This window comes from Lederbergia wuyishanensis (assembly GCF_022900255.1).
GTDB classification, from domain to species: domain Bacteria; phylum Bacillota; class Bacilli; order Bacillales; family Bacillaceae_C; genus Lederbergia; species Lederbergia wuyishanensis.
Genome location: NZ_JALIRM010000011.1, coordinates 77,869 through 93,469, shown reverse-complemented (window position 1 = coordinate 93,469; position 15,601 = coordinate 77,869). Strand labels below are relative to the sequence as shown.

At 34.8% G+C, this 15,601-nt stretch carries 6 protein-coding genes, 1 riboswitch and 1 other annotated feature; of the genes, 5 read left to right on the top strand and 1 reads right to left on the bottom strand.

Features of this window, described 5'->3' with window-relative positions; all coding sequences use genetic code 11:
- Positions 1 to 20 precede the first annotated feature (20 nt).
- Positions 21 to 173, bottom strand: coding sequence for a hypothetical protein (locus tag MT489_RS15285; RefSeq protein ID WP_244682427.1), 153 nt, complete (start codon positions 171 to 173; stop codon positions 21 to 23).
- Positions 174 to 593: 420 nt separating this feature from the next.
- Here MT489_RS15285 and MT489_RS15280 point away from each other — a divergent pair, with 420 nt between their 5' ends.
- The 5 genes from MT489_RS15280 to MT489_RS15260 all read left to right on the top strand — a co-directional run bounded on the left by MT489_RS15280 (position 594) and on the right by MT489_RS15260 (position 14,721).
- Entirely contained in the window at positions 594 to 7,520 is a 6,927-nt protein-coding gene (locus MT489_RS15280) for a Cna B-type domain-containing protein (protein ID WP_244682426.1), read from the top strand.
- 20 nt (positions 7,521 to 7,540) lie between these two features.
- Entirely contained in the window at positions 7,541 to 8,134 is a 594-nt protein-coding gene (locus tag MT489_RS15275) for a class D sortase (RefSeq protein ID WP_244682425.1), read from the top strand.
- 188 nt (positions 8,135 to 8,322) lie between these two features.
- Entirely contained in the window at positions 8,323 to 9,450 is a 1,128-nt protein-coding gene (locus MT489_RS15270) for a response regulator (protein ID WP_244682424.1), read from the top strand.
- 65 nt (positions 9,451 to 9,515) lie between these two features.
- Positions 9,516 to 12,575 carry a hybrid sensor histidine kinase/response regulator gene (locus MT489_RS15265; RefSeq protein WP_244682423.1) on the top strand — a complete coding sequence of 1,020 codons (3,060 nt, stop codon included), beginning with the start codon at positions 9,516 to 9,518 and terminating at the stop codon, positions 12,573 to 12,575.
- Positions 12,576 to 12,698: 123 nt separating this feature from the next.
- Positions 12,699 to 12,953, top strand: a binding site (T-box leader).
- Between the two features lie 76 nt (positions 12,954 to 13,029).
- Positions 13,030 to 14,721 (top strand): 2-isopropylmalate synthase, encoded by a 1,692-nt coding sequence (locus tag MT489_RS15260; RefSeq protein WP_244682422.1) that lies wholly within the window; start codon positions 13,030 to 13,032, stop codon positions 14,719 to 14,721.
- A 679-nt stretch (positions 14,722 to 15,400) separates the two neighbouring features.
- Positions 15,401 to 15,552, top strand: a riboswitch (cyclic di-AMP (ydaO/yuaA leader).
- Positions 15,553 to 15,601 lie beyond the last annotated feature (49 nt).

Below are 15,601 nucleotides of genomic sequence, written 5' to 3'. Positions count from 1 at the left end.
TTAGATGATCTTTTTGTTTATCACTTAGAATTGTATTTCTCGTTCTCCCTTATAAACTTCTCAATCCAACTACGCATCAGTACTGATGGTTTTCGATCCACTTCTTTACAAAGGGAAACAAATTGTTCCTTTAAATCTTTTGAAATCCGAATATTTAACTGGTGCCTTTTCATGATATCCTCCATAATCCAATCTTTTTTTATTTATAGCAAAAACATCTATACATTTTCTGAAAGATAAAATAAAGGACGATCATTAATATCTTTAATAGTATTACTATTAAAGATTCAAAATAGGAATAAAGTCCTAGTTGGAGATTTTCTTTTCAAAATATTGTATCTATCTGACTTTAATTGCAAGTTTATCATCAATATATTCTCACTAATAAAATTAATCGTTTTCATTGTTGTATTGAAAAGGATTTAGGTATTTTTTTTATTAATACCTAAATCCTTTTTCTTCTTTCAATAGTTTATGTAATGTTTATTTTCTTTCAGAAAATGTTTAGAAATGATGGGTAGAATTACAATTTGGAATAAGAGTAATGAGTAAAGTGACATATTCAAACGAATAAAAAGGAGGGAATGTTTTTAATGAGAAAGAAATTAAGTATGGTTGCCTTTATTATTGTTTTAGTTTCTAACACAATTCTCAATGGAGCAGCGCCACTTGTAGTAATAGCTGAGAATGTAAAGAAAAGTATATTTCAAAATGTAACTATAACAGACGAAAAAGGCAATGTTATTGATTCTAATCAAAATCCAGAATTTCTTCCAAATGTTTATACAACAGTGAATATTAATTTTGATTGGTCATTAGCTGATTTAGAAGTAAGTGAAGGGGATATATTTTCCTATAAACTTCCATCGCAAATGATTTCAAAAGAACAAAGCGGAAAGTTACATACATCCGGGAATTCAGACATAGGTTCTTACAATGTTAATAATGATGGACTTGTGACAATTGCTTTCAATGAGGAAGCGGATACCAATGCCAATGGAACGCTGGCAATTAAAGCAAATTTTAATGAGGATGTTATTGGTGACAATGAAACAGTTTCGATTCCTTTTACTTTAAATAATCAAGAAAAGGTTATTCATGTTTCTTTTCAAGTAGATTCAAAACCGGAATCGGAAGAAGCTCAACAAGTAGATGAGACGAAACAAATTGCAGAAGCCGATGAAAAAGACAATGAGAAAGCAGAAGTTGGTACAGGGGCAACAGAAGAGACAGACTATAAAGAAGAGGTTAAATCAAACTCAGATAAAAAAGAGTTAAACACTGAAGTGAAACGTGATCCAAAACCAATCGAAGAAAATATCATTATAGATGGATCGCTCGTTTTAAAAAAGGTTGATGGATCATCGATTCAAGAGGGGGAAATTCTTGATCCTGCAGAAGGGTTAAGAATTGAATTTGATTGGGAATTACCTAACACGCATCAATATATTGCAGGTGATACATTCGAATTACAATTACCTGAACAACTGGCAATTTATAATGAGATTAATGATGTATTAACAGACGGCGATACGGTTTTTGGAGGATATAAAGTAACCGTAGATGGCAAGGTCCTATTTACTTTTAATGAAAATATAGAAAAGGTCCCAAATGTTCACGGTCATTTCTATGTTCAAACTGAATTGATAGAACAGAAAATCATAACGACAGAAGACATTCTAGAATTTAAAGTAAATGATAATGTAATCAAAGAAATCCCCATAAATGTCAAACCAAAGTACGGACAAGCGATTACTAAATCTGGGCAACCAGTTGGTGGATCATTTAATGCAGCCGAAATTGCATGGACTGTAATTGTTAACACGTCAAGGGAATCGTTAGAAGATGCAATTATTCAAGATCCGATATTATCCGGTCAAGAATTAATTGTTGAATCAATTATATTGAAAGAAGTAGAAGTAGATTTAAAAGGGAATGTACTAAAAGAAAAAGACGGTACAGTTGAGTTTAATAATAAATCAACTATAGAAAAACTAGAGTTGGAAATGGGCAATACAAATAAAGCATATAAACTTACATTTAGGACGAAAATTAAAGAAGATGAAAAAGATAAAGAAGGCGAGAATACGTATTATAATACAGCAAAGTTGGTTTCGGATAACAAGAAAGATGAAGAAAGTGGTTCATCCGTTTCCGTTTCCCGCCCGAAATCACTTGAAAAAACATCTAGTGCATTTAATAAAGGTGACCGTTCCGTTGAATGGACAGTAAACGCGAATTTTACTGAAAAAGAGTTAAAAGCAGGAGAAACGATTACAGATGAATTTACATTTAAGGTTGGTAACGATACCTTAAATAATAAATTTGAAGTAGTAGACATCAAGATATTTAAAGTAGATTCTTTTGAGAATGGTAAGGTAAAAGAGCAATCTGAAGCAAACGATTTATTTAACATCCATATTGATGGGAACAAAGTAACGTTCACATTAAATGAAGATACCAATAAAGCTTTTATTTTCAAGTACAAAACAAAAGTTAAAGATGGAGCCTATATTACACATGATGGTCAAATAACGAATATAGTTTCATTAAACGGGAAAATAGCAAAAAGTAGCCAAGGTGTTTACCAGCAAGTCGGTAAAAAAAGCCACAGTGAAATCAACTATAAAGATAAAACAATCGACTGGACTATTACCGTAAATGCAGATCAACAAGATTTACGCAACTTCGTATTAACAGATGATTTTTCAGGATCTGGTCAAAAACTGGTTCCAGGTACAATCAAAATCAGTCCCGAATCAACTTCACATATTACCGAAAAAGATGAAGGGTTTGTCATAAACTTTGGCAATATTACCAAAGCATATACCATCACATATCAAACTCGGTTTACATATGATTTCGGTGGTGCAGAAACGAAACCCAACTTTACCAATGGTTTACATTTATCTTACGAAACAAGTGACGGAGAGGAATATGAACTAAAGATCGAAGATAAGGTAGATCCGAATAATCAAACGAAAAATAATGGTGTCAAAAACGGTAAAGTAGATAATGAAACAAAAGAAATTACTTGGACCGTTGACGTGAACTACAACCAGCTAAGTCTAGAAGATGCAAAATTCATTGATAAAATTGCTGATAACCAAACATTGGTGGAAGGTTCGGTTCAAGTCTTTAAAACGACTATAGGAGAAAAAGGCGGAATAGCAGTAGGAGACGATGTAACAGAAAACCTCGTAATAACTACTAAGAACGATGAAATTAAGATTAATTTAGGTGAAATTGATCAGAGCTATCGTATAGTGTTTAAAACTGTCGATAAAGACGGCATCTACAATAGTGATGAAAAATATGAAAACACAGCACAGTTTGTTCCGCGTGAAGGGGAAGAACATAATTTAAAAGCACATGTTACATTACCTCATCAAGGGGAGTTTTTAGGTAAAAAAGGTGTGCACAATAAAGATGAATGGACAATTGATTGGACAATCGATGTAAATAAATCAAAATCTAAGTTAAAAGACATCGTTGTAACAGACAACTTAGGTGATGAGAGTTTACAAGTTTTATTGGAAGATACAATTAAAGTTACAAGAACAGGGTCTGATACAGTTTTAGTTGTAGATAAAGATTATACATTAACAGTTAATGGTAATACATTTGAATTGAAAATTCTTGGGGAGACATCGGACAACTACGTTGTTAAGTATTCTTCTTATATTCTAGCTAATAAAACAACTGACATAAAAAACAATGCTGAAGTAAAGTCAAATAATGAAATAGTTGGGACAACTACGAAAGAAGAATCAGTCCAAGTAAGAATCAGCTCAGGTGGTGGTCCTACTCAAGGTGGCACGGGTGAGTTAATCATTGAAAAAGTTGAAGACGGGTCGAACAAACCGTTGTCAGGCGTTGCTTTCGTATTAAAAACAACAGTTGGTAATAAAGAAATTGTCGTTCGCGAAGGAACTACGGATATTAAAGGAAAACTTCAATGGACTGGTCTTAAATATGGTACTTATACTTTAGAAGAGACCGTACCGGCAGGATATTTAGCCGAAACACCATTAACGATTGAGCTTAAATATGAGGGGATGCCTGAAGGGGTCAAAACGAAAAAAATTGTAAACAAGCGTCAAACAGGCTCGGCGAAAATTGTTAAGAAAGATGCTGTAACAGATGAGACTTTAGCTAATGCAACCTTCAAATTAACTAATTTGGAAACAACTCAAGTCTATACATTAACAACAAATGAACAAGGTATTGCAGAAGCAAATGTTCCTTATGGTGAGTATTCTGTAAAAGAAGTTAAGGCTCCTCAAGGATATAAAATTGCAACAGAATTGAACAATATCAAGATTGAGATAGGTAATACAACAGAAATTACCATTGATAACCATGCGATTGTCGATGTTTCCGGAGAGAAAAAATGGATCGATGGAGATGGGAAAAATCGTCCGGAATCTATCAAAGTCCAATTGTTAGATGGTGAAACGGTTGTTGCAGAAAAAGCAGTAGCAGCTAGTGATAACTGGAAATACACATTTAAAGACTTTCCGAAGTATGATAAAAATGGTAAAGAAATCAACTATACAATCAAAGAAGTTCCAGTGGGTGGATACAATTCGAAAGTGGATGGTAATAATATCACCAATATTGAATTGATGGATATTTCTGGTGAGAAGACATGGAAAGATGGAAATTTAGCAAATCGCCCAGAGTCTATCAAAGTTAACTTACTTCGAAATGGAGTAGTAGTTAATACTGTTGAAGTAACAGTAAATGATAATTGGAAATACAGTTTCACAGATTTAGAGAAATATGATTATGAAGGTAAGGTATACGAATATACTGTAAAAGAACAAGGTGTTCCAGGGTACAAAACAGAAGTTGATGGATTTGATATCACGAATACTCGTTCTGAAAAGACATTTGTTGAAGTAACGAAAAGTTGGTTAGATGATGAATCTAAAGACCGTCCAGATTCTATCACAGTTATTCTTTTTCAAAATGAAAGAGAAATTGACAGTGCAGAATTAAAAGCTTCTGAGGACTGGAAATATGTATTTTCAGATCTTGAAGCCTACGATGAAAACGGTGTGGCATATGAATACACTATTAAAGAAGAGCTAGTAGAAGGTTATAAGTCAACAGTAGAAGGTTATGACATCACAAACCTACGTGTTGGAAAAACCTTAGTGTCTGGAACGAAGACATGGAAAGATGATAACACTGAAGGGGACCGTCCAGAGTCTATAACGATAGAATTACTGCAAAATGGAAAGGTAATAGACTCCAAGGAAACAACAGCAGTGAATCACTGGAAGTATAGCTTTACAGATTTAGATGAATTTGACGAAAATGGAGTAGCCTATAAATACACTGTACAAGAGCAACCAGTCGATGGTTATCATTCAACAGTAAAAGACTACGACATCACAAACGTCCGAGTTGGTAAAACATCTGTAGAAGGTATAAAGACATGGAAAGATGATAATTCTAAAGATCGTCCAGAAATGATCAAAGTAAACCTCCTGCAAAACGGTGTAGTGGTGGAAATACAAGAGGTCACTGCAGATTCCGATTGGAAATACAGCTTCAAAGAGTTGGACAAGTATGATGCGGAAGGTAAGGCATACGAATATGCTGTAAAAGAGCAAGGTGTTCCAGGTTATAAATCAGAGGTGGATGGCTTTGACTTTACAAACACTAGATCTGATAAAACATCTATTATTGTCACAAAGGGTTGGAAAGATGATAACTCCAAAGATCGCCCTGACTCCATTACAGTAAACTTGCTTCAAAATAGAGAAGTGATTGATACAGTGAAAGTAACTGCAGTTGACGATTGGACTTATGAGTTTTCTGATTTAGAAGCTTATGATGAAAATGGAGTTGCTTATGAGTACGCTGTTGAAGAGGAAGCTATTAAAGGTTATGAAACGACGATAGAGGGTTTCGACATCACAAACTTACGTGTTGGTAAAACATCAGTAGAAGGCACAAAAACATGGAAAGACGATAACTCAAAAGATCGCCCGGAAATGATCAAAGTGAATCTTCTTCAAAATGGTGTTGTGGTTGATACACAAGAAGTGACAGCTGATTCTGACTGGAAATATAGCTTTGCAGACTTGGCTAAGTATGATGCGGAAGGTAAGGCATACGAATATGCTGTAAAAGAGCAAGGTGTTCCAGGTTATAGATCAGAGGTGGATGGCTTTGACATTACAAACACTAGATCTGATAAAACATCTGTTGTCGTCACAAAGGGTTGGAAAGATGATAACTCCAAAGATCGCCCAGACTCCATTACAGTAAACTTGCTTCAAAACAGAGAAGTGATTGATACTGTGAAAGTAACTGCAGTTGACGATTGGACTTATGAGTTTTCTGATTTAGAAGCTTATGATGAAAATGGAGTTGCTTATGAGTACACTGTTGAAGAGGAAGCTATTAAAGGCTATGAATCTACAGTAGATGGCTATGACATTACTAACTTGCGTGTTGGAAAAACATCGGTAGAAGGTACAAAGACATGGAAAGACCATGACTCCAAAGATCGTCCAGATGTGATTAAAGTTGACTTGCTGCAAAATGGTAAAGTTATTGACACGAAAGAAATGAAAGCCGACACTGACTGGAAGTACGGATTTACAGATTTAGACAAGTATGATGAAGAAGGTAAAGCATACGAATACAGTGTAACAGAGCAATCTGTAGAAGGTTATCAATCTATAGTAAATGGCTACGATATCACCAACTTGCGTGTCGGCAAAACTTCAGTAGAAGGAACGAAGACATGGGAAGATGATAACTTCAAAGATCGTCCAGAAATGATCAAAGTTGACCTCCTGCAGAATGATAAAGTAATAGATACGAAAGAAGTGACAGCTAGTAATGATTGGAAATATAGCTTTACTGATATAGAGAAGTATGATGAAGAGGGAAAGGCATACACTTATTCAGTGAAGGAACATGTTGTCGAAGGCTATGTATCAATTGTTTCCGGGTTTGATATTACGAACAAGTTGATTCTAGGCGAAGTTAAATTGATCAAAGTCGACAGTAACAACAAAGAGATTACTCTGGAAGGTGCAGAATTCGAACTTCAGGATGAAGATGGTAATGCGCTACAAAAAGGATTATCAACCGACAAAACCGGTAAACTAGTTGTGGAAAATTTAACTCCAGGCAACTACCAGTTCGTCGAAACGCAAGCACCATCTGATTACGAACTAGATCCAACTCCAATCACATTTACGATTGAAAAAGGTCAGGAAGAAACCTTAGTTATTGAGTTTGCAAATAAAGCTACTCCAATAATGCCGGAACAACCAGAAAAACCTGTGCAACCAGAAAAACCTGTGCAACCAGAAAAGCCTGAACAACCAGTTGATCCTGGGAAAGAAGTTCGCCCAGAAAAACCAGCACAAGATATTGACAAGCTTCCACAAACAGGGGAACAAAACTTGTTGTATATGATGGTATTAGGTTTGCTATTCCTATCAATTGGTGGATTGCTTCTTTTACGAAGAAATAGAAAAGCAGAATAATGATAGAAGGTGATGTCCTCATGAAAAATGCAAAATTAATAGTAGGTCTTGTATTTTTGACAGCAGGACTAACTTTCATCTCCATTCCACTTTATTACGAATGGCAGCAAGGAAAAGAGTTGAGGGCTTTGGAAGAAGCCCTCTTTCTTATTTCTGAAGGTAATAGTGAATCTGTTGATCTTTCAAGTATTGATAATCTTTCTTTTACTGAAGATCAACTAAAAGATGTTATGGAATTAGAAATTCCATCAATTAATTTAAAACAAAAAATCTTAGGTGAGACAACTGAAGAAAATCTACGAGTGGCATTAACGCAATTAAAGAAAGATCAGACTCCAGGAGTTGGAAATTTCACAATCGCAGGGCATAGAGGTTATCGTGGTGAGCGCCATTTCAGTCGTTTGCCACAAGTTTCAATTGGGGATAAAGTATTTTTACATACAGACAAGCAAACATTCGTATACAAAGTTACCAACACAGAAGTTATTGATCCATCTTATGTGGAAATACTAGATGATCATCAAGAAAAAAAGGAAATTACCATGATTACATGTACTAAATCCGGTTTGGATAGGATTGTAGTAATTGCGGAGCTAATTGAGACAACTGAATAATTTCTTACAACATCTGAACAGAATTCTGCATAAGACATATTCGACGGATGTTTCTTTGTTATTCGTTCCATAATTTGGTGGTATATTAGGAGATAAGTTCTACTTATTTTAAGTGTTTTTTACATCTTAGTGTGACTTACATAATTTTTCATTTCTATTTAAAGTAGCAATAAAGGAGGGAGTTTTCGGTGAAAGTAATACTTATTGACGATGAACCATTGGCCCTTGCTTACTTAGAGAAACTACTAGGAGAAATCGAAAATCTTACTATTTTGGGGAAGTATTGGGATCCTCGAAAAGCACTAGAGGCAATAAAACGTGATCAGCCAGAACTTGTTTTTCTCGATATAGAAATGCCAGAAATAAACGGAATGGAACTGGCGGAACTCATCCAAAATGAAATCCCTGAAATAAAACTTGTTTTCATTACGGCATATAATATGTACGCGGTAAAAGCTTTTGAACTGAATGCCGTGGATTATATTGTTAAACCAGTTAAACGCGATCGGTTATTCCAAACAATTCAACGTCTTCCAGGTGTAGCCAAGTCAAAAACTGCACAGTCAAATTCCATGATGGTTCGCTGTTTTCAAACTTTAAGTTTTTGTTCTTATGGTGATAAGATACATACGATTGATGTTCAATGGCGTACATATAAAGCTAGGGAATTGTTTGCTTTTTTTGTTCAACATCGTAATCAACCTATTCGCAAGGATGTCATTTTAGATCTATTTTGGCCCGAAATTGATTGGGAAAAGGGTTTTCCGCAACTTTATACAACGATATATAATATTCGTAAAACCTTACAATCAATCAATGTTAATATAAGTATTTTAAGTTCGGAAAATAGTTATAAACTTGATTTTAATGATGTTTTATTAGATGTGGACGTTTGGGAAAAAGAAGTTAGCAAATTATCCATTGTTACTAGCGATACACTTCCTAAATTCCAAAAGTTAATAGAATTTTATATTGGAGATTATTTTGAGGTAGATGATTATCTTTGGGCAGAACAAGAGCGGGAAAGATTAAGGGGAATTTGGGTCGAAATTGTCAAAAAAGTATGTGATTACTATATTTATAGGAGCGACTATCAAGAAGCTATTATTCTTTATCATCGTCTACAGATGATTCTTCCCTACTTAGATGATAGTTATTTTATGCTAATGAAATTATATGATGCCTTAGGTGATCGACCGTCAGTTGAAGAGCAATATGCGAATTATACTAAAATGTTATGGGGTGAATTTGGGTTAAAACCGATAGGTGACATAAGGATTTGGTATGATCAATGGGTGTCTGAAAACTACAATTAAAAAACAAGGATGGTTTTTTGGAATACATCTAAGCTTTGAAGTATTTTGAAAGGAATTTATAAGGATTGAAAAAACCAAAAAAAAATAAAACAAAAAGTATTTTGATATTGATAGCCATTTTGGTCTCTTTAACAAGCTTTCGTTTGATATGGCTTTTTTACCATACTCCTTCTGAACAGCCAGTAGCTCAACACGGGTTGTTAGATCTACGAGAGTATGATCTAAATGATAAACAAACTGTTACACTAAATGGGGAGTGGAATTTTTTACCTGAAATACTATTGGAAAATCCCCATCAAGATCATTCTACTATTGAAGAAAATATTATAAATATATCTGAGGGAGTTAATCCATCCTATAGATTCGGAACATTTTATTTAAAGGTTCTCATTGATGAATCTACAGATTTGGAACAATTATTTTCCATAAGCATACCATCTGCAAATACAGCCTCGGCACTATACATAAATGGTCATTTAAAAGATCAATCAGGTAAAGTAGCAGCAGATGAATATAACCATATTGGTAAAGGAAACCCTTATGTTGCTTCATTTTCATTAGAGAACAACGAAATCGATATTATGTTACAGGTTTCTAATTTTGATACTACAAAGGGCATTGCGATAAGTCATCCTATTAAATTTGGTACATCAAAGGCTATTGCAAAAAGTAAAACCTATGAAGATGGATTATTAACAAGTATGGTTGTTATCCTTGTGCTACATAGTCTCTATAGTCTACTTATATTTACTTTCATTTATCGGAAGAAAATCATGCTGTTTTTTTCGGTAGGTTTTCTTTTCCCGGCTATAGATGAGATGCTTACTTATAATAGTGCTTCAATAGATTTGCTTCATTTTAATTATGAGTGGTCGTTTAAATTTGGAGAACTGATTTACCTTGGCGCTGCTTTTTTTCTTGTGCAGATCATGAAAAGTTTATTAAGAAGTTCACAGGAATACAAACGCTTTCGTTGGTTTACTATTTTGTATGGAGTCTGTGCACTGCTCATTATCATTCTTCCTTTGAATGTTTTAATACAAGTTAATATGATGTTTTTCATTCTTTATTTTGCATCCTTTATTGGTGTTGTACCACTAGCTTTAAAAGAATACTTTCAATATAAAGATGAATCCATTTTTATTGCGGTCGTCGTTATAAGCACGACCTCAGGCATCTTATGGGGGCTCATTAAAGTAGCTTTAGGAATTGAAATACCTTTTTATCCATTTGATTACTTATGTGCTTTTCTAGGTTTTGCTGTGTTTTGGTTTAAGCGTTTTTATCGACAAAATAATCAAGTGGTAGACCTCGTTGCTATGTTAGAACAAGCGGATAAGAAAAAAGATGAATTTTTAGCGAACACCTCTCATGAATTACGTAATCCCCTTCATGGGATGATCAATATAGCGCAAACGATCTTGGATGATGAAACGGAACCATTAACAAATACTAATAAGGAAAACTTAGAATTATTGGTTAGCGTTGGTCGACGAATGACTTATACCCTCAACGACCTTCTGGATTTCACACGTCTAAAGGAAAGGCAAATACGTCTAAACAGGGAACAGGTAAATGTTTATTCGGTGACTTCGAGTGTACTTGATATGCTTCGTTTTATGACTGATGGGAAGGATCTACAATTTGGTTTGAATATTCCAGATTCCTTTCCTAAAGTAGATGCAGATGTAAACCGTTTAATTCAAATTTTATTTAATTTGCTTCACAATGCAGTTAAATATACGAATAGTGGGCTTGTAACAATAGATGCCGACCATAAAAATGGAATGGCTACTATCTATATTAAAGATTCTGGTATTGGGATGAATGCGGAAACCCAAGAGAAAATTTTTCAACCATACGAACAAGAAGATTCTAGCATATCATCTATTGGGAGTGGACTGGGGTTAGGTCTTAGTATTTGCAAACAATTAGTTGAACTGCATGGTGGCGAAATTTTTGTAGAATCAGCTCTTGGGGAAGGATCTATTTTCTCTTTTACACTACCATTAGCTGATGGATCTGCAGAAGGAACAAAAAGTGTGATGGAAGTAGCCGCTACTATTAGTCCAAATATTGGTGAGGAAAAGGCAAGAAATGGATGGAATATACCCGTGTCCAATATAGATGAAAACCGAGCAAAGATATTAGTTGTCGATGATGATCCAATTAATTTAAAAATCCTGAGTGATATGCTTGCTGTTGAATATGAGGTTATGACAGTCACAAATGGGCAAGATGCATTAGTTATGATTAAAGAAAGGAATTTGGATTTAATTATATCAGATGTAATGATGCCAAATATGTCAGGCTATGAATTAACTCAATTGATTCGTAAGCAATTTTCTTTATCTGAATTACCTATTTTGCTTTTAACTGCTCGAAATCAATCGGAAGATATTTATGCAGGATTTCTTTCAGGTGCAAACGACTATGTAGCTAAACCGATGGATGCATTAGAATTGAAATCACGTGTCAAAGCGTTAACCGAGTTAAAACGGTCGGTTCATGAGCAACTACAGTTTGAAGCTGCCTGGCTCCAAGCACAAATTCAACCACACTTCTTATTTAATACATTAAATACCATTGCCTCACTTAGTGAAATTGATACGGAACGAATGGTTAAGCTTCTAGATGAATTTGGAAATTATTTAAGAAGAAGTTTCGATTTAAATAATACGAAAATGCTTGTTCCTTTGGAAGACGAGCTTGATCTTACCCGCTCTTATCTATATATTGAACAAGAACGTTTTGGGGATAGGCTGCAAGTAAAATGGACTATAGATGAATTACTTACTATTGAAGTCCCGCCACTTTCCATACAAACTATTGTTGAAAATGCTGTGAGACACGGGGTACTTAAACGCGCAAGTGGCGGTACCATCTGTATTTGCATTACTAAGCGTCACTCCTATGCTCAAATAACAATTATTGACGATGGAGTAGGTATAGAACAGGAAAAATTAGAAGAAATCCTTAGTGAGAAAAGACAAGTTAAATCTGGTGTTGGATTGGCTAACACAAATCGGCGATTAATAAAACTTTATGGAAAAGGACTGATCATCACAAGTACACCTAACGATGGCACTATGGTAAAATACCAAGTCCCGATGAAAAAATTCTAAATTTTGCTTTACTGCTAAGACAATAAGAAACTCTTTTTTATAGGTAATAATATTACAAATTAAAAGAAACTTTTGAAAAAATCTTGATTACTTTCTTTTCATTTGATATAATTTTTAAAATATTTAAATGCGAAGAAGAGGAATAGTAGGATTTGCTGAAGCGCAAAGAGAGCTGTTGGGTGGTGTGAAACAGCCGTGGATTGATCCGAACTCGCCTTGAAGCAGCCCACCGAAAAGATTAAAAGTAAGTGGGGACGGAGCCTAACCGTTATATTAGGGGATATTTGGTTTATAAACCGATATCCGGCAGAGTGCATACCATAATTGGTATGAATTAGAGTGGTACCGCGAATGCTGACAAAGTCTTTCGTCTCTATATTTAAATAGAGGTGAAGGGCTTTTTTTATTTAGAACATGCATATAATCAGTAATATTCGAAAGGGCGGTTAACAATATGAAAAACGTGGATAAGTATGCGAGAGGTTATTTTATGCCCCCAGAGATGAGTTTCAATTGGGCGCAGAAGGAATATATTACAGAAGCACCAACATGGTGTAGTGTCGATCTTCGAGATGGAAATCAGGCGCTTGTCGTTCCGATGAATCTTGAAGAGAAGCTAGAATATTTTCAATTACTTGTTCAAATCGGATTTAAGGAAATTGAAGTAGGTTTTCCAGCTGCTTCCGAAACTGAATATACATTTTTGCGTACGTTAATCGAAGAAAACTTGATACCTGATGATGTAACGATTCAAGTATTGACACAATCCAGAGAACATATTATTAAAAAGACATTTGAATCACTTAAGGGAGCAAAAAACGCGGTTGTTCACCTGTATAACTCAACTTCGGTAGCTCAACGTGAGCAAGTGTTCAGAAAGTCGAAAGAAGAAATTGCCGAAATTGCTGTATCTGGAGCAAAATTACTGCAAAAATATGCTGCTGAAACGGAAGGGAATTTCAAATTTCAATATTCCCCTGAGAGTTTTACAGGTACAGAAATTGATTTTGCACTTGATGTGTGCAATCAAGTTCTCGATGTTTGGCAACCAACACCTGATAATAAAGTAATCATAAATTTACCTGCAACAGTATCGATGTCTATGCCACACGTGTATGCGAGTCAAATTGAATACATGAGCAACCATATGAACTACAGGGAAAATGTGATTCTGTCACTTCATCCGCATAATGATAGAGGAAGTGGAGTTGCGGACGCTGAGTTAGGGCTTCTTGCTGGTGGAGAAAGAATTGAGGGAACTCTGTTTGGAAATGGGGAAAGAACAGGTAATGTAGATATCGTCACACTTGCTTTAAATATGTATTCTCATGGAGTAGACCCTAAACTTAACTTTGAAAATATCCTTGATATCATTGAAGTGTATGAGCGCATGACGAAAATGAAGGTGAATGAGAGACAGCCATATGCTGGGAAACTTGTATTTGCAGCGTTCTCTGGTTCACATCAAGATGCAATCGCCAAAGGAATGAAATGGCGTGAAGAAAACGAATGTGATAAATGGACAGTACCATATTTACTCATTGATCCAAAAGATATTGGAAGGGAATATGAAGGGGACGTCATCCGTATAAACAGTCAGTCGGGTAAAGGTGGTATCGGTTATGTACTCGAGCAGCAGTATGGATTCGATCTACCTCCAAAAATGCGCGAAAGCTTCGGGTATGTTGTGAAAAACGAATCAGACCAAATGCAAAAAGAACTTTTGCCAAATGAAATATATAGTATTTTCACGAAAGAATATGTGAATGTCTCTACTCCAGTCGAATTTATTCGTTACCGTTACAATCATTCGGATGATTTTGAAACAACCGTTACCGTTAAAATTAACGACGAAATGGAACAATTGACAGGCGAAGGAAATGGTAGACTTGATTCAATCAGCAACGCACTTCAAAAGAGACTCGGTATCGAATATACAGATTTAGTCTACAAAGAGCATGCCCAGGAAATTGGATCGAGATCGAATGCCGTATCGTATGTAGGAATTACGGCGTCTGACGGTTCTGTTTATTGGGGAAGTGGGATTGATGCGGATATTATGACCTCTTCTGTTAAGGCGCTTTGTAGCGCGATTAATAATTTGTTGAAAAAGATGGCGGTTAGTAAGGTGTCGGTGGATATATAAAAAACTGACACTCATTTGAACATATCAAGTTTAAATTTCAAAAAGCAAATGCTCACAAAAATTGATTTATCAAAGTTTGTGAGTATTTTTCTTTTGTATAGGACACGATAGGAATTAATTATTTGCGCAAATTTTAACGCCAAAGGTTATATACATTAGATTTTACATGCGCTTTACTTATACATGTGAATATCTAACTTTTATGAATCTAGTTCTTGATGTTCGAAAAAAAGAACAAATGATACAAATAGCAGTTTCGATATAGAAATCATTTTGCAGATAATAAAATAGATGAAATAATATCCATTGAAGTTGCTAAAAATTGGAACACTCATTGGTAAAGGTAGAAAAAGTTTAGCAAGGGTAAAAATCTTGTAAAGGTAAAATGCTCTTATAATAATCGATGAGATAGGATAAAACACCTGTCTCTTTTTTATGTTCTTATCGATAAATACGGGAATAGGAATATTTTACTAGAATAATATTATAGGTTACAAAATTAACATTAAGGGGAATCATAAGCGATATAAGAAAGTGCCATGCCAGTCACAGTATTCAAGCGTAAAACTATTATTTGATTATTGTTTTGGTAGCTGTAGGGATATCGTTAAAGCTAATTTCAAAGTATCTGGAAATAATCAATAGTTTACTGATATAGCATTTTAATGATAAGATTAAGTATATTTTTTCGCTTAATCTTCTTTTAAGAGCGGGGGACCCAAATTATTATACGGATATTTCCGTTATAGGTGAATTCTGAATAGAAAGGGCTTATCGTTTCCATTAGTCCTAACCTGAAAGCTAACCTCGTCAGCGTTTTAGAGGAAACAGAATGAATGTATTATGTTATTCGGTAATAGCTTTTTTTTTGTTAATTTAA